The following is a 20844-nucleotide window of genomic DNA, read 5'->3' as shown; positions in this document are numbered from 1 at the left end:
GGTCAAGTATTTTGTGCAGGGTTTTTGCATTTTTATGCAGATTGCTCGTTGCTACCCGCGCCCGATTCAACCAGCAGCTTGTGTAGCGCGCGAAAAACGGCCCGTCGCGCATGGGGTGCGCTGCCATCGGCCATTTCCTTGCGGGCCTTGAGTACCAGGCTGCGCAATTCTTCGCCTGCGGCTGCCCGTCCTTTGCGCGGGTTTTGTCCTGCAGCGGCGGTCTGTGGGCCGTCGGATTCTGCCGGATTTTCAGCCTGCGGGCGGGGCAGGGCATCCAGCAACTGGTCAAGCTCGTCTGCCGGTGCAGAAAGCAGACGGTCGCGCCACTGTTCTGCCCGATGCAAGGCTGCGGTGGCCGCCATAGTGCCTGCCTTGCGGCGCTCCAGAGCGGCACGCAGGGGTTCTGCATCATCCATTTCGCGTATGAGGCGGCCGATGAACTGCATCTGGCGGCGGCGCCCTTCATGATTGCGTATGCGGGCATACAGGGCCAGGGCTTCTGCAAGTTCCGGGGGCGGATTCAGGGCCTGCACTTCCTGCGGCCCAAGGCGGGCAAGTTCTTCACCCAGGGCCTGAAGAGCGTGGCTTTCGCGCTTTTTGGCCGAACGGCTGGGCTGCTCGAAGTCCTGTCCCTGGCCGTCATCATGGGCCTGCCATTGATACTGTTTTTTACGAGGCATGAAACATCCTGGAGCAATTGTATTTTTTAGAGGTAAATGCCAAGAATCACCCCGGCCAGCACCACGGGAGAAATGATGCCGTTAAGAGTGAAAAAGGCCGTGTTTACGTGGCGCAGGTCTTGCGGGCGCATGAGCCTGTGCTCCACAAAAAGCATAAGGGTAATACCCAGCCATACCACATACCAGGGCCAGCTCAGGCCGGCAGCAACGCCTGACAGCAGCAGGAATATGGATGTCATGGCATGCGAAAAGGCCGCCAGAACAAGCGCGGTTTCCGTGCCGAAGGTGGCCGGTATGGAATGCAGCCCGAAAGCCGCGTCAAAGTCCATATCCTGAAAGGCGTAGTAAACGTCAAAGGCGGCCACCCAAAAGGTAACGGCAAAAAACAGCAGTATCGGGGCCATGCCCAGGCTGCCGGGATCGACGGAAAGCCATCCGGCCAGCGGAGCAAGGCCGAGCGTGGCGCCCAGCCAGAAGTGGCACAGGGGCGTAAAGCGTTTGAGCACACTATAAATGGCCGAAAAAACAAGCGCAGGAACGGAAAGCCACAGGCAGACCTGGTTCATGCAGGCACAGGCGACGACAAAAATGACGGCCATAAGCCCGCAAAATGCCCATGTCTGCCTGGTGGAGATGACCCCGGTAACAAGGGGGCGGTTCTGGGTGCGCGGGTTGTCGCTGTCAAAGGGCAGGTCCACAAGGCGGTTGAACGCCATTGCAAAAGACCGGGCCGCCACCATGGCGATGGTCAGAAAAACCAGGCTCCATGCCGGGGGCATTCCCCGCGCGGCCAGAAACGCTCCGGCCCAGGCGTACGGCAGGGCAAATATGGAGTGCTCGATCTTGATCATCCGGCAGATATCCGAAAATTTGCCGAAAGGGGAGGACAGACGCCCCAGGTGCGGGCTGATCCGGCCAAGAGGATTTTGGAAACGCATTTTTTCTCCTTACAACTGATCCTGATCCGTACGGAAAATATTTTTTGCCAAAGTCCGCCGCGCCCGTGCCGTACATGCCCCGGCAACGCACCGTTTCCGGTGGCAAGGGTGCCGCGCAACCGTCAGAGCGGCTTTAGGGCAAAACCGGCTAGCCGCCGCAGTCGGCGGGGTCGCCCTGGAGCTTGGCCAGGGCGTGGGGCAGGGCAGGCAGCACGGCGGCCAGATTTTCTATGACGGCCTTGCGGCTGCCCGGCAGGTTTATGATGATGCTTTGCCCAAGCACGCCAGCCGCAGCCCGTGATATGACGGCGTGCGGGGTTTTTGCCATGCTCGCGGCCAGCATGGCCTGGCTGAAGCCAGGCAGGCTCACATCCAGCAGGGCTTCTGTGACCTGGGGCGTGATATCCCGGGGGGAAAGGCCTGTGCCTCCCGTGGTGCAGATGAGGTCATACCTCTGGCTCAGGGCGAGTTCCGTCAGCAGGGCGCGCAGCGGGGCTGCTTCGTCCGGAAGCACAAAACCCTGGCTGTGGCACAGGGGCATGGCGGCAGCCACCGCGCCTGCAATGGCCGGTCCGCTCAAATCCTCGCGCATACCGCGCGAGCCTTTGTCTGAAAGGGTCACCCAGGCGAGACTGTAGCCCTTTTTGCGGGCGGTCATCTCCAGCGGTCCCTCGGGCAGGTCGGTAAGGGCCGTCAGCAGAAGGCAGTGAGATGCATGACTGGCCGTGCCGTTCTGCGTGTCGGGAGCGGGCAGCCACATACGGCCGGTCACCTTGAAAAGAGGGGTGCCGCAGGCTCCGCAAAAGGTTGTGCCCACCGGTACTGGGGGCAAGGCCCACTGTTCTGGAGCCATAAGGCCGTGCCACGGAAAATGTTTTTCAAGAGGCATGCCCCCCGGCAGGAGCGGCAGACACTGGTCCTTTTGGCAGGCGCGCACATGCAGCAGAATGTTCATAAACATGCTCCGGAAAAATCACTGGCGGGTGTCGGATTCGTGAGAATAATAGAATATTGTAGCCGCAAGCGCGATGGGTTACAAGTCCAATACGCGCCCGCGCCTGCCCGGTCCGGCCGGGCGCGGAGCATATTTTTCAAGGAGTTTAAGCTATGACCACTCGCAGCCAGGATCAGACCCGGGACCTCAAGGTTCTCGGCACAGGCCGCCTTACCTCCCCAGAAGGAGGCCCCAGCGTAGCCTTGCTGGAGGCTTTTCCCAACTGTTTTCCGCAACGGCCCTATGTTATCAGCATCAGCTTTCCCGAATTTACATCGCTCTGCCCGGTGACCGGTCAGCCCGACTGCGGGACTATAACCGTTGAATACATTCCGGACGAACTGTGCGTGGAATCCAAAAGTTTCAAGCTGTATATGTTTGCTTTTCGCAATCATCAGTCTTTTATGGAGACCATCACCAACAACGTGCTGGAAGACCTGCGAGCACTGCTCAATCCCTGCTGGTGCCGGGTCAAGGGCCTGTTCGCGCCGCGTGGCGGCACGCGCATCCATGTTTTTGCCGAGGCCTTCAAGGACGGCATGCCCGAAGAACAGAGCGCTCTTGTGCGTGAAACCGTTCGTTCCTGGAAGTCCGAACCGGACCCGCACCGGCCGTAAGCGCCGCCGCGCCGCCTGCTCTTGTCCGGCGGCGCGGGTTTGCCAGGACTTGCGCCGAAAAGCCCGGCCCAGGCCTGATAGCCATGAGCAAAGACTACCGGCAGAAAGATGCGGCCCCATCAGGCGGCCTTGCCCGCATTGCGGCCCTTTTGGGCGGCTTTGCTCTTTTTTCGCGTCTGCTCGGTCTTGTCCGTGATATGGGCATGGCCTGGCTTTTGGGCGGCGGCGCGGCAGCTGATGCGCTGGTGGCGGCCATGCGTCTGCCGCATGTGTTGCGGCGGCTGCTTGGCGAAGGCTCATTGTCAATGACGCTGACCGCCAGTCTTGTACGCTTGCAGCTTGGCGGGGACGGCGGACCGGGGGGGGCAGAAAACGCTGCCACGGGGCTTTTGGCCCGTGCTCTCTCCTTGCGGCTCGGCATTGTGCTGATCCTGTTTACCCTGGTGGCCCTTGCGGCAGCCCCCTGGCTTGCAAAAGCGCTGGCTCCGGGCTTCAGCGGTGCTGAACTGGAGCGCACGGTTTTTCTTTTACGGCTCTGCCTGCCATATGTGCTTGCGGCGGGCATGGCGGCGCTGGGCATGGCCCTGCTGCACAGCATGGGCATATTCTGGCTTCCGGCGCTTTCTCCGGCCCTGTTCAACATGGTTATGCTGCTGGCTGCAGGGGCTGCGGCCCTGGGGTTTTTTCCTCCTGCGCCAGCCCTTGCCGCGGGTATGCTGTGCGGAGGAATTGCGCAGTGGCTGGCGCAGTGGCTGGCCGTACGGCGCCTTTTGCCCGGAAGTTTCAGGAACGGGCCGCCGGGCACGCCACTGAACGCGCTTGGGCAGGCGCATGGTGCGGGTGCGGAACGCACGCGGGCGGTCAACAGGGCTGCCTGGCGCTGTCTGCGTCTTCTGCCCGGCGGGGTGCTTGGGGCTGCGGCTCCGCAGCTTGCCATGCTGGCGGCCATGGCGCTGGCCTCCGGTCTGGGGCAGGGGCAGGTGGCGGCGCTGTATTATGCCGAGCGTCTGCTGGAGCTGCCATTGGGGCTTGTGGGCGTCTGCCTGGGCATGGCCAGCCTGCCTGCTTTGAGCCGCCTGGCTGCTGAAGGTAATTTCAGCCGGTTCGGGCAGCATCTTTCGGCGGCTCTGCGCCTCACCCTTATGCTCAGCTTGCCCGCAGCCGCGGGCTTGGCGGCCTTGGGGCCGCAACTGGTAGAAGGTCTGCTGGGTCATGGGGCTTTTGACCGTCAGGCCGCGTTTGAAACCGGCCTGGCCCTGCTGGCCTATGTGCCAGGGCTGCCCGCCTTTGCCTGCAACCGTTCGTTGCTGGCGGCCTGCAACGCTCTGGGGCTTGTACGGCACACAGCCGTGAGCGCCCTCTGGACCGTGGGGGGGACCCTGGTCGCCGGACTGGCACTGGTACGCATGCTCGGGCCGGAGTATTCGATACTGGCCCCTGCTCTGGCGGTGAGCTGCGGTCTTTGGCTGCAATGTGTCCTGCTGTTGCGCCTGCTTGGCAAAAGGCTGCGGGAAGGCGACGTTTGCCCGCCCGCCGGGCGTAGAGGCTTCTGGCCCGGCCTGCCGCTCTGGCTGCCCGGCCCGCAGGTCATGGGGCGACACGTGCTTGCCGGAGGCCTGACCGGCTTTGCGGCCAATGCCCTGTTGCGCCTGTGTGCGCCGTGGGGCTTGTGGCCGTCTCTGCTGGCGGGCATTGCTGGCGGGGTTGCCGTATGGGCCTTGGTGCTGCTGGTCCTGCGCGATCCGGATCTGTTTCTTCTTGCCGGGAGCTTGCGCAAGAAGCCACGTGTCCCTATAGTTGATGGCAGTGCCTGAGGAAGCGCAAGGATTGCCCGCATGAAAAAAAAATTCTCGCTGCATTTACGGATCACGCCCGGACGCGCGGCTCTGGTCATATGGGCCACGGGGCTGCTGCTGCTTGCGTTGTGCTCTTTATGGGCCATGCGTGAAGACAGCGAGGCGGCGCGTGAACGCCTTGCCGTGCAGGCCCGTAATACCGCGGTGCAACTTTCTGCCCTGCTGGCCGTTCCGGCGTGGGATGTGGACGAACTGGCAGCCCGCACCATTGTGATGGCCGCTATGGAAGACGAGCGCATTTATGCCGTCAAGGTACAGACGCCCCAAGGCATGCTTGAAGGGCAACGCCGCAATTATCAGTGGGAACCTGTACCCTGGGATGATGAAATGGCCGAAGATGCCGTGGCGGGGCTGAGTCCATTGCGGGTGGAGGGCCGCCCTGTGGGCACGGTACAGGTTTACGTTGCGCCACGCGTGAGTCAGGAAGAAACAGCTCTTGCCGCGCGGCGGGAGCTGTGGCGTTTTGTTCTGAGCGGTATGCTCTGGACAGCGGGCCTGGCCGTGGTATTCAGGCTGCGCCGTGGCCGTGGGTCAAAGATTGCGCATGGGGCGGATATGTCTTCCGTACCTCCTGAGTCCGCCGCGGCGGAGATGGCGAGAACGGAAGCAGCGCCCTCCGGGGCGCAGCCCGTAATGTCCGGCATGGCGGAGCTGGCTGGAGCCTGCCCCTGTGATGCTGACAGGTCCACGCCCGGAAACGGAAATGACGAAGGTCTTGAGGCGCTGCTGCCCAATGCGGCGGGCGAGATTGTCAGTCCGGTGCTCGGTCTGGCCTTTATGCGCAGGCATGACCATGCCTGGCATGTTGCCGCCGGGCTGTTCCGCCATTGCTTTGCCCATGCACCGGGCCTCATGAGCCGCCTTTATGAAGAGGGCGACAGAACCTCGCTGTGCCGCCTTGGGCATCTGCTGGAAAAAGCGGCTCCCTGTCTTGGGGCAGAGCGTCTGGCCGGCGCGGCCAAAGACATGCAGACGGCCCTGCATGGACCAGACGGACTGCGTGCCACGCTGGCTGTGGAAGAATGCGTTCTGGCCCTTGATGAAGTGCTGGACAGCCTGCGGTAAACAGTTTCAAAGAGGCACGGCCTGCCGAAAACCTCTTTTGCCTGATGTGCCTGTGCGCAGAAAATTTTCTGAAGCCTGCTGCATTGTGACACGGCAGGCGCGACATGCGTTTTTGTTGAAGGTTTGCACCGTGCGCTTATAGCGCCTGGGCGGCCATAGCCCGGGATTTCGGGCCTGTACCGTTTTTGTCTTGGGGCACGAGTCAAGAAGGAGAAGGAATGGGATTTTTTTCAGCCATAAAAAAGATTTTCAGCACCGGAACCACAGAGGGGCAGGAACAGGAAAAGCTGGAGCCGACCGGAGAGCAGGTTCCCGGCGAAGTCGCCGCCCCCGAGCAATCGGCAGCACCGTCAGAAGCCACGCAGCCTGCCCCGGAGCAAACCGGGCCGGAGCCTGGTCTGGAACAGGCCGGCAGCCGGGAATATGCTTCTGAAGCCCCCCCCATGCCGCACGAAGAACCTGCACGGGAAGTTTCTGTGCAGGCAGGCAGCGCGCCGGAACACTCTGGGCAGGAGAGCGCGGCGGTGGAGCAGCCTCTGTCTGCTGGAGAAAGCGCGGCAGATATGGCGCATTCGGCCGAAGCCGACCGAGTTGCGGGCGCGTCTTCAGTTTCTTCGCCCCACGGGACTGAGCCGTCTGCCGTCGCTGCTTCCGGCGATCAGGCGCTGACCCTGCGCCTGCGCGAGGCCGAACCGCGTCTTTCTGTCTGGCTGGGCATTGTGCTGGAAGGCGTGGACGAAACCGGCGATTTTTTGTGGCAGCGCCTTTCTTTTCTGCTTGGCGCGCTGGAAGCCCCGCCCCATGAGGCACAGGCTTTTGTGGAGGACTTCCGCCACTGGACGCAGCGTATGGACTACCGGCAGGTGGACGAATTCCGTTCGGAATTGCAGTACCGCCTTGCCCTTGCCCTTGATCTGGAAGATGAAGAAGACGAGCGCAGTCGACTTTTTATCAAGATTACCGAAGGGTTGGCCCGCACACGTGAGCAGTTCGCACGCGGACTGGACACCCTTTTTTCTGGACACGGCGAACTTGATGACGCGTTCTGGGAAGAGCTTGAAGAACTTTTTATCATGGCCGACCTGGGCTATGAGCCGTCCATGGAGCTTGTTGAGCGCCTCAAGGAGCGTGCCCGCAAGGAAAAAGTTACCGAAGCCTCCGGCATGCGGGCCTTGCTCATGGCTGAAGTGGAAGAGATATTCCGCGCACCACGCCGCATTGCTGCGGTCAACTCGCCAGAAGTGGTGCTGATGATAGGCGTCAACGGCGTGGGTAAAACCACCACCATCGCAAAACTGGCCCACCGTGCCCGCATGCAGGGCAAAAAGGTCATGATTGCCGCCGCCGACACCTTCCGCGCCGCTGCCATAGAGCAGCTTCAGGTGTGGGCCGAGCGTGTGGGAGCGCTTTTTCATGCCAAGTCCGCCGGGGCTGATCCGGCGTCTGTGGCCTACGAGGCCATGGACCGCGCCGTCAGGGAAGGGGTGGATATTCTTTTTGTGGATACTGCGGGCCGCCTGCAGACCAAGGTCAATCTTATGGAAGAGCTGACCAAGATTCGCCAGGTACTGGGTAAAAAGCATCCCGGCGCACCCCATCGCAGCATTCTGGTCATTGACGCCACCACGGGGCAGAACGCCCTGTCGCAGACAAAGCTGTTCAAAGAAGCGGCCGGGGTGGACGAGCTTATCCTGACCAAGCTGGACGGTACGGCCAAAGGGGGCGTTGCCATTGCGGTAGCTATGCAGCATCATTTGCCCATCACGTTTGTGGGGCTGGGCGAAAAAATGGAAGACCTGCGCCCCTTCAACGGCGAAGACTACGCCCGTGCACTGCTCGGGCAAAAAGAATAGGCAGCGTGATTTCACACATGGGGTTGAGCCTCGTGTGCGGATGGCATGTAAATGTTTTTCTGGAGGGAGCGTAAAAAACTCTCATTGCCGATATGCAAAAGCGGCCCGCCTGACGGGCCGCTTTTTGTCGCTCTGGGGCGGGAAGAACGGGCGGCAGTACAGGGGCTGCCGCCGCAGGGCGGTTTTTTGCTGTCGCTACATCATGCTGCGCTCAAGGCCGCGCCGCGCACCTGCATGGCCAGGCTCCATATCAAGGGCCGCCTGAAAGAACTGGGCCGCACGCTGCTTTTCGCGTGACTGAAGAAAAACAGCGCCATAATTGTAGGCAATGGTTACGCTGGCCCGATACAGGTCCGGGTCCATATCCAGCGCCTTAAGCAGGTTGGCCTTGGCCTGCAGAAAATCCTGCCCTTCGGCAAAGGCCATACCCATATTATAGTAGAGGTTGGCATCTTCGGGCGCAATCCTGACTGCCCGTTTGTATTCCGTAATGGCGTCCTGCCAGCGGCCCTGTTTGCGCAGGCTGATACCAAGCTGGTTAAACAGCGCAAGATCACTTTTGGAAAGATATTTTCCTTTAACATCGAGGCTGTTGCGCAGGAATTTTTCGGCCTTGAGCGGATCGCGCTCCGCGTACACCCCGGCTATGCGGCCGGAGAGCGCGCTTAGCCCCTCCACTGCCTCACGGTTCATCTGCACAAGCGCCCTGTCAAAAAAGTCTTCCGCCTGCTCCGTATTGTCCAGGGCCAGATGCACTTCACCCAGGCTGACTTTGCGGTTGACGTTGAGCGGTGAAATGTGGTCGAGCTTTTGCAGGTAGCGCAACTGGTTTTCCCTGTCGCCCAGGTGTTCGTACATTTCTGCCAGCCGCTGCAACGGGGCCAGGTACAGGTCGGCCGCGGCTGCTGCGGCTTCATAGGCCTCTCTGGCAAGGTCATACTCGGCAAGGCCCCGGTGGGCATCACCCATAACGAGGTAGGCGGCGGCGCTGCCGGGCTTGATTTCAAGAATTTTGCGGCTGGCGGCCAGAGCCTGTGTATATTCCTTGCGTTCAAGCAGGCCCTTGGCCAGGTCAATGGCCTGCCCAAGCTTGCTCTGGGGTTTAATGGTAAAGGCCATTTTTTCAATAAGCGTGTTCATTGAAACAGGTTTGGCAATGAAGTTGTCCGCGCCGACTTCGTGCAGCAGCATGAGCCTGTCGCGTTGCACCTCACTGGTGAGAATAATAATCTTGAGCGCGGTATAGGCCTGCTTGATCTGGCCTACAAGAAAGCTCAGGTCCTGTCCGCCAATGCTGCGTTCAAGAAAAAGCAGAGGGGCAGGGTGCCGTTGCAGAAGGTTGCGCAGTTCGCCGGGCAGGTGGCGGGGGTCAGTAAGGGCGGTAAACTGCCCGGGGGCGGAGAGGCCCAGTTCTTTTGCCAGGGTAAGGCGCAGTTGCGTGCTGAAGGCCTGGTCATCAGTAAGGGCAATGACGTGCCCGCCTTCCTTGCTTATATAATTGATGACAGTGTCCTGATAGGATGTCTGCCGGGCTTTCAGGGCCGGGTCGGATGCCATGACATCTCCTTTGGGGATTCAAAAGAATAAAACGGCCGGAACCGGCCGTGAAAACAGGGGAAATGTTTTCCGTCTCCGTGGCAGACCACAGCATGGCGGAATTGTATTGGCTCATACGTAGTTTTTTAGTGTGTTGTCAAGTGCGCGCGGCAGAGGCAAAAACAAAAAATATGGCAAAAAGCCTTGACGCCGCGCCGTGTGTTAGCTAGAACAACGCTTGCCCATGAGGACAGGTGTCTTCAATGGGTATTTCCCTGGACGGCAGGGAAGGGCAGGTCGAGCCTGCTCTGCTGCACCTGGCGCGGTCAATCGCGATCGCACAGGATTTGACATGTGCAGGCGTTACCAGATGCCGGACAATGTCGAGCCGTTCCAGCCCAAAGACGGATCCCACCGCTGCCCCGGAGGCGCGCGTGACCCGGGGCTGTAAGGTAGAGGGGTATACCCCTCATTTGGTGACCCTGCGGGACCGCCTTGCCACCTTTTCTTGGTGGCCTGGCCTGGGCGACGCCGGGGAGCATCATGCGGATGATGCAGGCGCGTTCAGGCGTCCAAAATCTTCCGAATTTCCTGATTATCAGGCATGATGCGCGCATTAGCGCAGCCCCTTACGTTGCTCCGTTCCGTCCCTTCCAGGGTGAGGTCGGCCTTCGGGTCATACTTCATGGCCCCGCGTATGCTGTGAAGAAGCCCGCACTGCCGGTGGTCGGCAGGTGGGATGTTTTTGCAAACGGAGTAGGCACAATGACGACAGTTAGCAGCGATCGCATTCGGATCAAGCTCAAAGCCTACGATTACCGCATACTGGATAAAGCCGTTGCGGAAATCGTGGATACGGCGCGCAATACGGGTGCTGGAGTGGCAGGGCCAATCCCTCTGCCCACCAACATCCACAAGTACACCATCCAGCGTTCCGTGCACGTGGACAAAAAGTCCCGTGAACAGTTTGAGATGCGTATCCACAAGCGCCTTATGGATATTCTGGAACCCACGCAGCAGACCGTCGACGCGCTGGGCAAGCTTTCCTTGCCCGCCGGTGTGGACGTGGAAATCAAGCTCTAGCGAGAGGCAGTCATGGCTGAGAAAATGGGAATTTTGGGTCGCAAACTCGGTATGACCCGCATATTTGACGGTAACGGCGCAGCCGTGCCCGTCACGGTGATTGAGGCAGGGCCTTGCCCCGTCACCCAGGTCAAGACCGCGGATTCCGACGGCTATAACGCCGTGCAGATCGCGATGACCAACGCTAAGGAAAAGCATGTGAGCAAGGCCATGCAGGGCCACTTTGCCAAGGCTGGCAAGGGCCTCTTCCGCCATCTGCGCGAAATCCGTCTTACGGCTGCTCCTGAGCAGGAACTGGGACAGGAACTTACCGTTGAAATGTTCGCTGCCGGCGACACCGTCAAGGTGACCGGCAAGAGCGTGGGTAAGGGCTACCAGGGCCGCATGCGCCGCTGGAACTTCGCCGGTTCCAAGGATTCGCACGGCTGCGAAAAGGTGCACCGCAACAACGGCTCCATCGGTAACAACACTTTTCCCGGTCGCGTGTTCAAGGGCCGGAAAATGGCCGGTCACTGGGGCAATGAAACCGTTACGGAAATGGGCCTGACCATCGTTGACGTGCGTCCTGAAGACAACGTCATTCTGGTCAAAGGTTCCGTGCCCGGCCCCAAGAACGGGCTGGTGCTGATCCGCAAGCAGTAGAGGAAGCAGCAATGGCTACCGTGAAAGTATATGACCAGAACAAGCAGGAAAGCGGTGAAGTTACGCTGGCTTCCGACGTGTTCGAAATCGAGGTGAGGCCCGAAATCCTCAACCTCGTGGCACGCGCGCAGATGGCGGCCAAACGCGCCGGGACGCACAATGTCAAAACCCGCGCCTTTGTTTCCGGCGGCGGCGCCAAGCCCTGGAAGCAGAAGGGTACCGGTCGCGCTCGCGCCGGCTCCAACCGTTCGCCCATCTGGCGCGGCGGCGCGATCACCTTCGGCCCCAGCCCCCGCGACTACACCTTCAAGGTGAACAGCAAGGTGCGCAGCCTGGCCCTCAAGATGGCCCTTTCGAGCCGTCTGGCCGCTGAAAGCCTGATGGTGGTCAAGGGCATTGTGCTGCCCGAAGCCAAAACCAAACATTTTGCCAAGGTGGCCGACACCCTGGGTCTTACCAAGGCCCTCATTGTGGCGCCCGAGGAAAATGCGGACCTGACCCGTTCGGCCCGCAACATCCCCGGCCTCACCCTGACTACGGTGGACCGCCTGAGCGTGCTTGAAATCCTGAAGCACAAGCAGCTTGTGCTGCTGGAAGGCGCTGTGGAATCTGTGCAGGCGCGCTTCGAGAAGAAGGGAGCTTAGTTATGGAAATCACTTCTGTTCTGCTCAAGCCCCTGCTGACCGAAAAGACGACCATGCTCAAGGACGAAGCGCAGCAGGTGGCCTTTATGGTCCACACCCAGGCCAACAAGCTTGAAATCAAGCAGGCCGTGGAAAAGGCTTTTGATGTTAAAGTGGAAGCGGTTAACGTGGTTCGCCGCGCGCCCCTGAACAGGGAGCGCCAGGGCCGCGTTGTCGGCCGCAAGCCCGGCTGGAAAAAAGCGTATGTGACGCTGCGCCAGGGCGATAAAATCGAGTTCTTCGAGGGAGTATAAGCATGGCTGTCCGCAAGCTGAAACCGACTTCCGCTGGGCGTCGTTTCCAGACGGTTTCCGATTTTGAGGAAATCACCCGGACGCGCCCCGAGAAGTCCCTCACTGTCGGTCTGACCAAAAAGTCCGGCCGTAACAACCTGGGCCGCATCACCAGCCGCCGTCGCGGCGGTGGCGTCAAGCGTCTGTACCGTATTATTGACTTCAAACGCGACAAGACCGGCATTGAAGCCCGCGTGGCGCACATCGAGTACGATCCCAACCGTACTGCCCGTATCGCCCTGCTGCATTATACAGACGGCGAAAAGCGCTACATTCTGGCCCCTGTGGGCCTGAAGCAGGGCGATGTGGTCATGAGCGGCGTCAACGACCGCAACGGCGAAGTGGCCGACATCATGCCCGGCAATGCCCTGCCCATGCAGCGCATTCCTGTGGGCACGGTCATCCACAACATCGAGCTGTACCCCGGTAAGGGCGGCCAGCTCTGCCGCGCCGCCGGAACCTACGCCCAGCTGGTAGCCAAGGAAGGCAAGTATGCTCTCCTGCGCCTGCCCTCGGGCGAAGTGCGCAAGGTGCTGGTTACCTGCGTGGCCACTGTGGGCCAGGTGGGCAACGTGCACCACGAAAGCATCAGGCTGGGCAAGGCAGGCCGCAACCGCTGGCTCGGCCGCCGTCCCAAGGTCCGTGGCGTGGCCATGAACCCCATCGACCACCCCCTGGGTGGTGGCGAAGGCAGAAGCTCCGGCGGCCGCCATCCTGTGTCGCCCTGGGGCATGCCTGCCAAGGGGTACAAGACCCGCGACAAAAAGAAGGCCTCTTCCAGGCTTATTGTTAAACGCCGCGGCCAGAAGTAGGAGTAGCTCATGCCGAGATCATTGAAAAAAGGGCCGTTTGTTGACGGCCATTTGATGAAAAAGGTCGACACCGCTGTGGCCAACAGTGACCGCCGCGTGCTCAAGACTTGGTCGCGCCGCTCGACCATCCTGCCCGAAATGGTGGGACTGACCTTTGCGGTGCATAATGGCAAGAAGTTCGTGCCGGTGTTCGTCACCGAAAACATGGTGGGCCACAAACTGGGCGAATTTTCGCCCACCCGTACCTACCATGGGCATGCCGCCGACAAAAAGGCCAAGGCCGGCAGGAAGTAGGGTAGCGATATGGAATCTAAAGCTATTGCGAAGTTCCAGCGCGTTTCGCCGCGCAAGACCCGTCTTGTGGCCAAGAACGTGCAGGGTCTTGGAGTGGAGGAGGCTATGAACCTTCTGCGCTTCACGCCCAACAAGCCCGCGGGGGTTCTTTACGGCGTGCTCAAGAGCGCGCTGGCTAATGCCTCCCAGCTGGGCGGCGTTGATGTGGATGCCATGGTGGTGAAGGAAGTCGTTGTTAACGAAGGTCCCACCTGGAAGCGCTTCATGCCCCGTGCTCAGGGCCGGGCTACCAAGATCAACAAGCGCACGAGCCACATCACCGTTATACTCGCAGAAGGGCAGGAATAGGCTATGGGTCAGAAAGTACATCCGTTCGGGTTCCGGCTTGGGTACAACAAGAATTGGCAGTCCCGCTGGTTCAGCAAGAAGGAATACCCTGCCTTTGTCTACGAAGACAGCAAGATCCGCGCGTTCGTCAAAAAGCTCCTCTATCATGCAGGGCTTTCCAAGATCGAGATTGAACGTGCTGGCGGCAAGGTACGGCTTATTCTGTCCACGGCGCGTCCCGGCATCGTTATCGGGCGCAAAGGCGTGGAAATTGAAAAGCTGCGCAATGACCTTCGTCAGAAGTTCGGACGCGAGTTTTCTCTGGAAGTGAATGAAATCCGCCGTCCTGAAGTGGACGCCCAGCTTGTGGCCGAAAATATCGCCCAGCAGCTGGAACGCCGTGTGGCCTTCCGGCGCGCCATGAAGCGCACCGTGTCCATGGCCCGCAAGTTCGGCGGCGAAGGTATCAAGGTAACGTGCTCCGGCCGTCTGGCCGGTGCTGAAATCGCCCGTACCGAATGGTACCGCGATGGCCGGGTGCCCTTGCAGACCCTGCGCGCCGATATCGATTACGGCTTTGCCGAAGCGCGCACCACCTACGGCATCATTGGTGTCAAGGTGTGGATATACAAGGGTGAAATCCTTGACAAAGAGGTTGATCAGTAATGCTTGCGCCCAAAAAAGTTAAATTCCGCAAATGGCAGAAGGGCCGCCTGCGCGGTCTGGCCACCCGCGGCGCCACCGTTGCCTTTGGCGATATTGGTTTGAAGGCCGTACAGCATGGCCAGCTCACCAGCCAGCAAATCGAAGCCGCGCGTATCGCCATGATGCGCCATATCAAACGCGGCGGTAAAGTGTGGATCCGCGTGTTCCCCGACCGCCCCGTGACCGCCAAACCTCTGGAAACCCGTCAGGGTTCCGGTAAGGGGGCGCCGGTCGGCTGGTGCGCTCCGGTGAAACCCGGTCGCGTGCTGTATGAAATCAAGGGCGTCAGCCTTGACCTTGCTCGCGAAGCGCTCACCCGCGCCGCGCACAAGCTGCCCGTGAAGACCGTCATCGTGGTGAGGGAGGGCATCTAATGGCCGCCAAGAAAAAAACCGACAAGGGCGCCCGGCCCGTCGCCGCTGATCTTCGCTCCATGAGCGTTGAAGAGCTGCGCGGCAAGCTGGCCGAACAGCGCCAGGAACTGATGACCGCCCGGTTCAAGCATGCCGCCGCGCAGCTTGAGAAGACTTCCGAGCTGAAAGCCATGCGGAAGCAGGTGGCGCGCATCGAGACTGTACTGAACGAAAAGGAACAGAGGGCCTAAAATGCAAGCTCTGGAAGATCGTAAGGGCAGAACGCTGACCGGCATTGTGGTGAGCGACAAGAACGACAAGACCATTGTCGTGCGCGTTGAGACCCTGGTCAAGCACCCTCTGCTCAAAAAGTATGTGAGGCGCCGCAAGAAGTTCACGGCTCATGATCCCATGAACGAATGCGGTATGGGCGATAAGGTCAAAATTGTGGAGTTCCGTCCGCTTTCGCGCAACAAGCGTTGGCATCTGGTCTCCATCATTGAAAAAGCCGTATAGGGTAGTGCCATGATTCAGGTAGAATCCACGCTCCAGGTTGCCGACAATTCCGGCGCCAAAAAGGTTGCCTGCATCAAGGTGCTGGGCGGTTCACACCGCCGTTACGCCTCTGTCGGCGACATCGTGGTGGTTTCCGTCAAGGAAGCCATACCACATAGCAAAGTGAAAAAGGGCGACGTTATGAAAGCTGTTATCGTGCGCACCGCCAAAGAAGTGCGTCGCATGGACGGCAGCTACATCAAGTTCGATGGCAACGCCGCGGTGCTGCTCTCCACTCAGGGTGAGCCTATCGGCACCCGCATCTTCGGCCCCGTGGCCCGTGAGCTGCGCGCCATGAACTTTATGAAAATTATTTCGCTGGCCCCGGAAGTGCTGTAGGAGACCGTCATGAAAATGTATCGTATCCGCAAGGACGACAAGGTGATGGTAATCGCCGGCAAGGACGCGGGCAAAATCGGCAAGGTGCTCAAGATCCTGCGCAAGAAGGATCGCGTGCTGGTGGAAAAGACCAATATGGTCAAGCGCCACATGCGCCCCAACCCCTATGCCCAGCAGCCCGGCGGTATCGTGGAAAAGGAAATGCCGATCCACGTGTCCAACGTCATGGTTGTCTGCTCCGCTTGTGGCAAGGCCACTCGCGTGGGTTACAAGACCATTGAGTCCGAGGGCAAGGAAAAGAAAGTGCGCTTCTGCAAAAAGTGCAATGAAGTCATGGAATAAGGTGATACGATGACACGCCTTGAAAAGATATATAGAGAGAAGGTGGTTCCGGTAATGCAGAAGGAGTTCAGTTACTCCTCATCAATGCAACTGCCCGGGATTGAAAAGATCTCTCTGAACATCGGCCTTGGCGCCGCCAGCCAGAACAATAAGCTGATGGAAGAAGCCGTGGCTGAACTTTCGGCCATTGCCGGCCAGAAGGCCGTGGTGACACGCGCCAAAAAATCCATCGCTGCTTTCAAGCTGCGCGAAGGCATGCCTATCGGCGCTCGCGTCACCCTGCGCAGGGACCGCATGTGGGACTTTCTTGACAAGCTCATGAACTTTGCCCTGCCCCGGGTACGTGACTTCCGCGGTATTCCTGATCGTGGTTTCGATGGGCGCGGCAACTTCACCCTGGGCATCAAGGAGCACACCATCTTCCCCGAACTCGAGGTCGACCGTGTGGAAAACCCCAAGGGTATGAACATCACCATTGTCACCACGGCGGCCACGGACAAGGAAGGCAAGTTCCTTCTTGACCAGCTGGGCATGCCGTTCCGCAAGTAGGAGTTAAGCTATGTCCCGTACTTCTTTGGAAGTAAAGGCCAAGCGCAAGCCCAAATTCAGCGCTCGCGCTTACAATCGCTGCCCGCTCTGCGGCCGGCCCCGGGCTTTTCTGCGTCAGTTCGGCATCTGCCGTATCTGCTTCCGAAATATGGCCCTTCGTGGCGAGCTGCCCGGCGTGCGCAAGTCGAGCTGGTAAATTTCCGGGCGCGAAAGCGCCCGGATGGCGCGTTTTTGGCGCGCCGCGGGAAGTGGCGGCATTGGGCCGTTAACCCCGCCCCCAAACTCTTAGGAGCTTCTCGATGTTGACAGATCCCATTGCGGATATGCTGACCCGCATCCGCAACGCACATTTGGCCCTGCACAAGGAAGTAAATGTGCCGCGCTCGAGGATGAAGGAATCGTTAGCCGCCATCCTCAAGCAGGAAGGTTACGTCGAAGACGTGGCCGTGGCCGACAGCAACATTACCATTACCCTCAAGTATCTGAAGGGCAAGCCCGTCATCAGCGGCCTCAAGCGCATCAGCACTCCTGGCCGCCGCGTGTACGTGGGCGCTCACAAGATCCCCAGGGTGCAGAATGGCCTCGGCATATGCATTTTGTCCACGTCCAGCGGCGTGCTGGACGGCATGACCGCCCATGAAAAGAAGGTGGGCGGCGAACTTCTGTGTGAAATCTGGTAGGCGGTGCGAGCATGTCCAGAATAGGTAAACTGCCCATTCCCGTTCCCAATGGCGTTGAAGTCAAGATCGGAACGGATGTTGTGGAAGTGAAAGGCCCCAAAGGCTCGCTGAGCACGCCTGTCTGCTCCCTGCTCCAGTACGAACAGGCCGACGGCCATGTTGTACTGACCCGCATCGAAGACGACCGCGTTACCCGCGCCCAGCACGGCCTGCGCCGCTCGCTGCTTTCCAACTGCATCGACGGCGTCACCAAGGGCTTTTCCAAGGCCCTGGAAGTCATCGGCGTTGGTTACCGCGTGGCGGTGAAAGGCAATATCATCGAGCTTCAGGTGGGCTATTCCCATCCGGTGCTGGTGGAACTTCCCGAAGGTCTCAAGGCCACTGTGGAAGGCCAGGTGCTGACCATCAGCGGTATTGACAAGGAACTGGTGGGCGAAATGGCCGCCAGGATTCGTCGCATCCGCAAGCCCGAACCCTACAAGGGCAAGGGTATCAAGTACGCTACCGAGACGATTCGCCGCAAGGTCGGCAAGTCCGGCGGCAAGAAGTAGGGGGCGCGTCATGAAGTACAGCAAGAATGAATCGCGGCAGCGCCGCAAGATCCGCATCAGCAAAAAGGTCAGCGGCACCGCCGAGCGCCCGCGTCTGGTCGTTTACAGGTCCAACCTGCATGTCTACGCCCAGATCGTGAATGATCTGGACGGAGCCACTCTGGTGGCCACCTCCACCCTTGCGCTTGGCAAGAACGAATCGGGGCTGCACTGCAACAAGGGCGGCGCTGAGAAGGTGGGCATTGAAATTGCCCGCATGGCCAAGGAAAAGAATATCGACAAGGTCGTATTCGATCGCAACGGGTATCTTTATCACGGTCGCGTCAAAGCCGTAGCCGATGGCGCCCGCGAAGGCGGCCTGGAGTTCTAATATGCGTCAGGAAAATACCGAAACACAGCAGAACGAGTTGGGCGAAATCGAAAAGATCGTTTCCCTCAACCGCGTGGCCAAGGTGGTCAAGGGCGGACGCCGGTTCAGCTTCAGCGCTCTTGTGGTGGTGGGTGACGGAAAGGGCGGCGTGGGCTTTGGCCTGGGCAAGGCCCAGGAAGTGCCCGAAGCCCTGCGTAAGGCGACAGAGCGCGCCCGCAAGAACCGCGTTCAGGTGGCTCTTGTGGACGGCACCCTGCCTTATGAAATTCTGGGCCGCTTCGGCGCCGGACGCGTCATGCTCAAGCCTGCCTCCGAAGGTACCGGCATCATCGCCGGCGGCGCTGTGCGCGCCATCATGGAAGCTGCCGGCGTGCGCGACGTGCTGACCAAGGCCATTGGCACCAATAATCCGCACAACGTGCTTCGCGCCACCATGCAGGGCCTTACCGCCCTGCGCAGCGCCGATGACGTGTCGGCTTTGCGCGGCAAGAAGCTGGAAGCTCCGAGGAAGTAGTCATGGCAGAAATCAAGGTAAAACTCGTGCGTTCGCGCATCGGCGCTTCGCCGGCGCAGCGCAAGCTGCTGGACTCCCTTGGCCTCAAGCGCCGCGAGATGGTCAAGACGTTCAAGGACACCCCGGCCATCCGGGGCATCATCGCCAAAGTTCCGCATATGGTGGCCGTTGTCGAATAACGGCCGGAGGACATATACCATGCAACTGCACAATCTCTATCCTTTCCCGGAAGAGCGCAAAACCCGCCGCAGGGTGGGTCGTGGCTCCGGCTCCGGTCTGGGTTGCACGGCGGGCAAAGGCCACAAAGGCCAGAATGCTCGTGCCGGCGGCGGCGTGGCCCCCGGCTTTGAAGGCGGCCAGATGCCCCTGCAGCGCCGCTTGCCCAAGCACGGCTTCAAGAACGCCCCTTTCAAGGTAACCTACGACGTGATCAATCTTGACCGTCTGCTGGAAGCCTTTGAAGGCAAGGATACTATTACGCTGGACGACATCTACGCCCGCGGCCTCGCCCGTATGGGTGCGCCCGTGAAAATTCTTTCGCGCGGTGAAGTCAAAAGCGCTCTCAAGGTCGAAGCTCACAAGTTCAGCCAGACTGCTGCGGAAAAAATCCGTGGCGCCGGCGGCGAAGTGAGCGAGCTTGAAGCTGTTCCTGCGGCTTAACAGTTGACGCCAAACCGGCTGGTTTAACGACCAGCCGGTTTGTTCCGCTTCCGGACTGTCGGGCGGAAAAGGTGAAGGCCCTGCAACGAATACTCCATTTCGATTCCGGCGGCCTTCAGGGCATGGCCCTGTCAATGCCTGGCATTGGCCTCATTGTCTTCGTGAGCGAAGGGAATGAGGCTGTGCATATACTGCGCCTGAGGCGCATAAACGCAAAGAGTCTTACATGGCAGTAGGAACGGCAAACACTGTGGCGGGTCAGCCTTCGCTGTTCAAGCGACTTGGCTGGACCTTCCTGATTTTGTGCTGCTACCGTATTGGTGTGCATGTGCCCATTCCGGGTGTGGACGCCTCCGCCCTTGCTTCTTTTTTTCAAAGCATGCAGGGGACGCTGTTCAGCCTTTTTGACATGTTCTCCGGCGGTGGCCTGTCCAACGTTTCCGTCTTTGCCCTGGGCGTCATGCCGTATATTTCGGCCAGCATCATCATGCAGCTGCTCCAGGTCATCAGCCCGGACGTGAAGCGCATGGCAAAGGAAGAGGGGCAGGCCGGGCGGCGCAAGCTCACCCAGTACACCCGCTACCTTACCGTGCTCATCACTCTGGTGCAGGGCCTGGGCATCGCCGTAGGCCTTGAGAACATGACAAGCCCTGCAGGTACGCCCGTGGTGCTTAACCCGGGCTGGCAGTTCCGCATGGTGACCATGACCACGTTTACCGCCGGTTCGGTGCTGGTTATGTGGCTTGGCGAACAGATTACGGAACGCGGCATCGGTAACGGCATTTCGCTGATCATTTTCTGCGGTATCGTTGTGGGCATCCCCCGTGGGATCATTCAGTCCGTGGCGCTTATACAGGCTGGGGACATGAGCATTTTCATGGCAGTGGTCATCGTGGTCTTCATGGCTGCAGTGCTTGTGGCCATTGTTTTTGTGGAACGGTCGCAGCGGCGTATACCCATAAGTTATGCCAAGCGGCAGGTGGGCCGTAAAATGTACGGCGGGCAGAACTCGCATCTGCCCCTGCGTCTCAATACGGCTGGCGTTATTCCGCCTATTTTCGCCTCTTCATTGCTGCTTTTTCCGGCCACCATCGGCCAGTTTTCCAGCAATGAGTATGTAAAGCATGCGGCCGAGCTGTTCTCTCCCCAGGGCGTGGCTTACAACGTGCTTTATGTGGCCCTCATGTTCTTCTTCTGTTACTTCTATACTGCCATCATCTTTGATCCCAAGGATATGGCTGAAAACCTCAAGAAGAACGGCGGCTTTATCCCCGGCATACGTCCCGGCGAAAAGACACAGGAATATATTGATACTGTACTGACGCGGCTGACCCTTTCGGGGGCCACCTATATTTCCATCGTATGTCTTCTGCCCATGTTGCTCATCAGCAATTTTAACGTGCCGTTCTTCTTTGGTGGTACGAGCTTGCTGATTCTTGTGGGCGTGGCTATGGACTTTATGAATCAGGTGGAATCGCATATGATTTCCAGCCAGTATCAGGGCCTGATGGCCAAGGCGCGCAAAAGCGGCCGGCTGTAACCAACGGGTGATG

Annotated in this window: 30 protein-coding genes; 26 read left to right on the top strand and 4 right to left on the bottom strand. The window is 59.7% G+C overall.

All coding sequences use genetic code 11. The features are described 5' to 3' along the window. Positions 1-32 precede the first annotated feature (32 nt). The 3 genes from yjgA to ACZ495_RS08040 form a co-directional block, all read right to left on the bottom strand. Positions 33-680, bottom strand: a complete 648-nt coding sequence (yjgA, locus tag ACZ495_RS08050) for a ribosome biogenesis factor YjgA (protein ID WP_012624286.1) — start codon at positions 678-680, stop codon at positions 33-35. 26 nt (positions 681-706) lie between these two features. After that, entirely contained in the window at positions 707-1618 is a 912-nt protein-coding gene (locus tag ACZ495_RS08045; RefSeq protein ID WP_394026227.1) for a 4-hydroxybenzoate octaprenyltransferase, read from the bottom strand. Positions 1619-1766: 148 nt separating this feature from the next. Further along, positions 1767-2573: a MogA/MoaB family molybdenum cofactor biosynthesis protein gene (locus tag ACZ495_RS08040; protein ID WP_012624288.1), complete on the bottom strand. Its 807-nt coding sequence runs from the start codon at positions 2571-2573 to the stop codon at positions 1767-1769. Positions 2574-2725: 152 nt separating this feature from the next. Between ACZ495_RS08040 and queF the strand changes: the two genes are divergently transcribed. From queF to ftsY, 4 genes are all read left to right on the top strand, one after another. Beyond that, complete coding sequence (gene queF / locus ACZ495_RS08035) at positions 2726-3229, top strand: preQ(1) synthase (RefSeq protein ID WP_012624289.1); 504 nt, start codon at positions 2726-2728, stop codon at positions 3227-3229. Positions 3230-3312: 83 nt separating this feature from the next. Continuing rightward, the gene (gene murJ / locus ACZ495_RS08030) at positions 3313-5043 is read left to right on the top strand and encodes a murein biosynthesis integral membrane protein MurJ (RefSeq protein WP_464262030.1); all 1731 of its coding nucleotides are present in this window, start codon (positions 3313-3315) and stop codon (positions 5041-5043) included. Positions 5044-5064: 21 nt separating this feature from the next. Next, positions 5065-6150 carry a hypothetical protein gene (locus ACZ495_RS08025; RefSeq protein WP_296984694.1) on the top strand — a complete coding sequence of 362 codons (1086 nt, stop codon included), beginning with the start codon at positions 5065-5067 and terminating at the stop codon, positions 6148-6150. Between the two features lie 218 nt (positions 6151-6368). Further along, complete coding sequence (gene ftsY, locus ACZ495_RS08020; protein ID WP_464262029.1) at positions 6369-8003, top strand: signal recognition particle-docking protein FtsY; 1635 nt, start codon at positions 6369-6371, stop codon at positions 8001-8003. Between the two features lie 195 nt (positions 8004-8198). Here the strand turns inward: ftsY and ACZ495_RS08015 are convergent, their stop codons facing one another. After that, a complete protein-coding gene (locus ACZ495_RS08015; RefSeq protein ID WP_464262028.1) occupies positions 8199-9560 on the bottom strand; it encodes a tetratricopeptide repeat protein in 1362 nt (453 codons plus the stop codon). A gap of 744 nt (positions 9561-10304) precedes the next feature. On the opposite strand from ACZ495_RS08015, the gene rpsJ reads away from it, so the two are divergent. From rpsJ to secY, 22 genes are all read left to right on the top strand, one after another. Continuing rightward, positions 10305-10622: a 30S ribosomal protein S10 gene (gene rpsJ, locus ACZ495_RS08010; protein WP_006008400.1), complete on the top strand. Its 318-nt coding sequence runs from the start codon at positions 10305-10307 to the stop codon at positions 10620-10622. Positions 10623-10634: 12 nt separating this feature from the next. After that, on the top strand, positions 10635-11264 hold the full coding sequence (gene rplC, locus ACZ495_RS08005; RefSeq protein ID WP_041723886.1) for a 50S ribosomal protein L3: 630 nt from the start codon (positions 10635-10637) through the stop codon (positions 11262-11264). An 11-nt stretch (positions 11265-11275) separates the two neighbouring features. Beyond that, positions 11276-11908: a 50S ribosomal protein L4 gene (rplD, locus tag ACZ495_RS08000; protein WP_012624295.1), complete on the top strand. Its 633-nt coding sequence runs from the start codon at positions 11276-11278 to the stop codon at positions 11906-11908. Between the two features lie 2 nt (positions 11909-11910). Further along, on the top strand, positions 11911-12201 hold the full coding sequence (gene rplW / locus ACZ495_RS07995) for a 50S ribosomal protein L23 (RefSeq protein WP_012624296.1): 291 nt from the start codon (positions 11911-11913) through the stop codon (positions 12199-12201). Positions 12202-12203: 2 nt separating this feature from the next. Then, a complete protein-coding gene (gene rplB / locus ACZ495_RS07990; RefSeq protein WP_012624297.1) occupies positions 12204-13052 on the top strand; it encodes a 50S ribosomal protein L2 in 849 nt (282 codons plus the stop codon). A 9-nt stretch (positions 13053-13061) separates the two neighbouring features. Beyond that, positions 13062-13346, top strand: a complete 285-nt coding sequence (gene rpsS, locus ACZ495_RS07985; protein ID WP_012624298.1) for a 30S ribosomal protein S19 — start codon at positions 13062-13064, stop codon at positions 13344-13346. Positions 13347-13355: 9 nt separating this feature from the next. Further along, positions 13356-13694 (top strand): 50S ribosomal protein L22, encoded by a 339-nt coding sequence (gene rplV, locus ACZ495_RS07980; RefSeq protein WP_012624299.1) that lies wholly within the window; start codon positions 13356-13358, stop codon positions 13692-13694. Positions 13695-13697: 3 nt separating this feature from the next. Continuing rightward, the gene (gene rpsC, locus ACZ495_RS07975) at positions 13698-14339 is read left to right on the top strand and encodes a 30S ribosomal protein S3 (protein WP_012624300.1); all 642 of its coding nucleotides are present in this window, start codon (positions 13698-13700) and stop codon (positions 14337-14339) included. Beyond that, the gene (rplP, locus tag ACZ495_RS07970) at positions 14339-14752 is read left to right on the top strand and encodes a 50S ribosomal protein L16 (RefSeq protein WP_012624301.1); all 414 of its coding nucleotides are present in this window, start codon (positions 14339-14341) and stop codon (positions 14750-14752) included. Before rpsC ends, rplP begins: the two co-directional genes overlap by 1 nt. After that, entirely contained in the window at positions 14752-14982 is a 231-nt protein-coding gene (gene rpmC / locus ACZ495_RS07965) for a 50S ribosomal protein L29 (RefSeq protein ID WP_012624302.1), read from the top strand. Before rplP ends, rpmC begins: the two co-directional genes overlap by 1 nt. Position 14983: 1 nt before the next feature. Further along, positions 14984-15247: a 30S ribosomal protein S17 gene (gene rpsQ, locus ACZ495_RS07960; protein WP_012624303.1), complete on the top strand. Its 264-nt coding sequence runs from the start codon at positions 14984-14986 to the stop codon at positions 15245-15247. Between the two features lie 9 nt (positions 15248-15256). Continuing rightward, positions 15257-15625 carry a 50S ribosomal protein L14 gene (gene rplN, locus ACZ495_RS07955; protein ID WP_012624304.1) on the top strand — a complete coding sequence of 123 codons (369 nt, stop codon included), beginning with the start codon at positions 15257-15259 and terminating at the stop codon, positions 15623-15625. A 9-nt stretch (positions 15626-15634) separates the two neighbouring features. Then, positions 15635-15967 carry a 50S ribosomal protein L24 gene (rplX, locus tag ACZ495_RS07950; RefSeq protein ID WP_012624305.1) on the top strand — a complete coding sequence of 111 codons (333 nt, stop codon included), beginning with the start codon at positions 15635-15637 and terminating at the stop codon, positions 15965-15967. Positions 15968-15976: 9 nt separating this feature from the next. Further along, positions 15977-16516 (top strand): 50S ribosomal protein L5, encoded by a 540-nt coding sequence (gene rplE, locus ACZ495_RS07945; protein ID WP_012624306.1) that lies wholly within the window; start codon positions 15977-15979, stop codon positions 16514-16516. Positions 16517-16526: 10 nt separating this feature from the next. Beyond that, positions 16527-16712 (top strand): type Z 30S ribosomal protein S14, encoded by a 186-nt coding sequence (locus ACZ495_RS07940; protein WP_012624307.1) that lies wholly within the window; start codon positions 16527-16529, stop codon positions 16710-16712. A gap of 103 nt (positions 16713-16815) precedes the next feature. Beyond that, positions 16816-17196 (top strand): 30S ribosomal protein S8, encoded by a 381-nt coding sequence (rpsH, locus tag ACZ495_RS07935; protein WP_012624308.1) that lies wholly within the window; start codon positions 16816-16818, stop codon positions 17194-17196. A gap of 11 nt (positions 17197-17207) precedes the next feature. Then, positions 17208-17747, top strand: coding sequence for a 50S ribosomal protein L6 (rplF, locus tag ACZ495_RS07930; protein ID WP_012624309.1), 540 nt, complete (start codon positions 17208-17210; stop codon positions 17745-17747). 10 nt (positions 17748-17757) lie between these two features. Next, positions 17758-18117: a 50S ribosomal protein L18 gene (rplR, locus tag ACZ495_RS07925; protein WP_012624310.1), complete on the top strand. Its 360-nt coding sequence runs from the start codon at positions 17758-17760 to the stop codon at positions 18115-18117. Position 18118: 1 nt separating this feature from the next. After that, positions 18119-18631: a 30S ribosomal protein S5 gene (gene rpsE, locus ACZ495_RS07920; RefSeq protein ID WP_012624311.1), complete on the top strand. Its 513-nt coding sequence runs from the start codon at positions 18119-18121 to the stop codon at positions 18629-18631. Between the two features lie 2 nt (positions 18632-18633). Further along, a complete protein-coding gene (gene rpmD, locus ACZ495_RS07915) occupies positions 18634-18810 on the top strand; it encodes a 50S ribosomal protein L30 (protein WP_012624312.1) in 177 nt (58 codons plus the stop codon). Positions 18811-18829: 19 nt separating this feature from the next. Beyond that, positions 18830-19291 carry a 50S ribosomal protein L15 gene (gene rplO / locus ACZ495_RS07910; protein WP_012624313.1) on the top strand — a complete coding sequence of 154 codons (462 nt, stop codon included), beginning with the start codon at positions 18830-18832 and terminating at the stop codon, positions 19289-19291. A gap of 226 nt (positions 19292-19517) precedes the next feature. Next, positions 19518-20831: a preprotein translocase subunit SecY gene (gene secY, locus ACZ495_RS07905; RefSeq protein ID WP_012624314.1), complete on the top strand. Its 1314-nt coding sequence runs from the start codon at positions 19518-19520 to the stop codon at positions 20829-20831. Positions 20832-20844 lie beyond the last annotated feature (13 nt).

The organism is Desulfovibrio sp. GTC20076 (assembly GCF_055385905.1).
The sequence above is the reverse complement of the archived record's forward strand: the minus strand, read 5'-3'. Positions and strand labels throughout refer to the sequence as shown.

What these genes read in the sequence shown, in the direction of transcription:
- rpsE (WP_012624311.1), top strand. Translation starts at nt 18,119, where the DNA reads ATGCGTCAGGAAAATACCGAAACACAGCAGAACGAGTTGGGCGAAATC.
- rpmC (WP_012624302.1), top strand. Translation starts at nt 14,752, where the DNA reads ATGGCCGCCAAGAAAAAAACCGACAAGGGCGCCCGGCCCGTCGCCGCT.
- queF (WP_012624289.1), top strand. Translation starts at nt 2,726, where the DNA reads ATGACCACTCGCAGCCAGGATCAGACCCGGGACCTCAAGGTTCTCGGC.
- rpmD (WP_012624312.1), top strand. Translation starts at nt 18,634, where the DNA reads ATGGCAGAAATCAAGGTAAAACTCGTGCGTTCGCGCATCGGCGCTTCG.
- ACZ495_RS08040 (WP_012624288.1), bottom strand. Translation starts at nt 2,573, where the DNA reads ATGAACATTCTGCTGCATGTGCGCGCCTGCCAAAAGGACCAGTGTCTG.
- rplV (WP_012624299.1), top strand. Translation starts at nt 13,356, where the DNA reads ATGGAATCTAAAGCTATTGCGAAGTTCCAGCGCGTTTCGCCGCGCAAG.
- rpsH (WP_012624308.1), top strand. Translation starts at nt 16,816, where the DNA reads ATGTTGACAGATCCCATTGCGGATATGCTGACCCGCATCCGCAACGCA.
- murJ (WP_464262030.1), top strand. Translation starts at nt 3,313, where the DNA reads ATGAGCAAAGACTACCGGCAGAAAGATGCGGCCCCATCAGGCGGCCTT.
- rplN (WP_012624304.1), top strand. Translation starts at nt 15,257, where the DNA reads ATGATTCAGGTAGAATCCACGCTCCAGGTTGCCGACAATTCCGGCGCC.
- rplR (WP_012624310.1), top strand. Translation starts at nt 17,758, where the DNA reads ATGAAGTACAGCAAGAATGAATCGCGGCAGCGCCGCAAGATCCGCATC.
- rpsC (WP_012624300.1), top strand. Translation starts at nt 13,698, where the DNA reads ATGGGTCAGAAAGTACATCCGTTCGGGTTCCGGCTTGGGTACAACAAG.
- rplP (WP_012624301.1), top strand. Translation starts at nt 14,339, where the DNA reads ATGCTTGCGCCCAAAAAAGTTAAATTCCGCAAATGGCAGAAGGGCCGC.
- rplC (WP_041723886.1), top strand. Translation starts at nt 10,635, where the DNA reads ATGGCTGAGAAAATGGGAATTTTGGGTCGCAAACTCGGTATGACCCGC.
- ACZ495_RS07940 (WP_012624307.1), top strand. Translation starts at nt 16,527, where the DNA reads ATGTCCCGTACTTCTTTGGAAGTAAAGGCCAAGCGCAAGCCCAAATTC.
- ACZ495_RS08015 (WP_464262028.1), bottom strand. Translation starts at nt 9,560, where the DNA reads ATGGCATCCGACCCGGCCCTGAAAGCCCGGCAGACATCCTATCAGGAC.
- rplF (WP_012624309.1), top strand. Translation starts at nt 17,208, where the DNA reads ATGTCCAGAATAGGTAAACTGCCCATTCCCGTTCCCAATGGCGTTGAA.
- ACZ495_RS08025 (WP_296984694.1), top strand. Translation starts at nt 5,065, where the DNA reads ATGAAAAAAAAATTCTCGCTGCATTTACGGATCACGCCCGGACGCGCG.
- rpsJ (WP_006008400.1), top strand. Translation starts at nt 10,305, where the DNA reads ATGACGACAGTTAGCAGCGATCGCATTCGGATCAAGCTCAAAGCCTAC.
- ACZ495_RS08045 (WP_394026227.1), bottom strand. Translation starts at nt 1,618, where the DNA reads ATGCGTTTCCAAAATCCTCTTGGCCGGATCAGCCCGCACCTGGGGCGT.
- yjgA (WP_012624286.1), bottom strand. Translation starts at nt 680, where the DNA reads ATGCCTCGTAAAAAACAGTATCAATGGCAGGCCCATGATGACGGCCAG.
- rplB (WP_012624297.1), top strand. Translation starts at nt 12,204, where the DNA reads ATGGCTGTCCGCAAGCTGAAACCGACTTCCGCTGGGCGTCGTTTCCAG.
- rplO (WP_012624313.1), top strand. Translation starts at nt 18,830, where the DNA reads ATGCAACTGCACAATCTCTATCCTTTCCCGGAAGAGCGCAAAACCCGC.
- rpsS (WP_012624298.1), top strand. Translation starts at nt 13,062, where the DNA reads ATGCCGAGATCATTGAAAAAAGGGCCGTTTGTTGACGGCCATTTGATG.
- rplX (WP_012624305.1), top strand. Translation starts at nt 15,635, where the DNA reads ATGAAAATGTATCGTATCCGCAAGGACGACAAGGTGATGGTAATCGCC.
- rplW (WP_012624296.1), top strand. Translation starts at nt 11,911, where the DNA reads ATGGAAATCACTTCTGTTCTGCTCAAGCCCCTGCTGACCGAAAAGACG.
- rplD (WP_012624295.1), top strand. Translation starts at nt 11,276, where the DNA reads ATGGCTACCGTGAAAGTATATGACCAGAACAAGCAGGAAAGCGGTGAA.
- rplE (WP_012624306.1), top strand. Translation starts at nt 15,977, where the DNA reads ATGACACGCCTTGAAAAGATATATAGAGAGAAGGTGGTTCCGGTAATG.
- rpsQ (WP_012624303.1), top strand. Translation starts at nt 14,984, where the DNA reads ATGCAAGCTCTGGAAGATCGTAAGGGCAGAACGCTGACCGGCATTGTG.
- ftsY (WP_464262029.1), top strand. Translation starts at nt 6,369, where the DNA reads ATGGGATTTTTTTCAGCCATAAAAAAGATTTTCAGCACCGGAACCACA.
- secY (WP_012624314.1), top strand. Translation starts at nt 19,518, where the DNA reads ATGGCAGTAGGAACGGCAAACACTGTGGCGGGTCAGCCTTCGCTGTTC.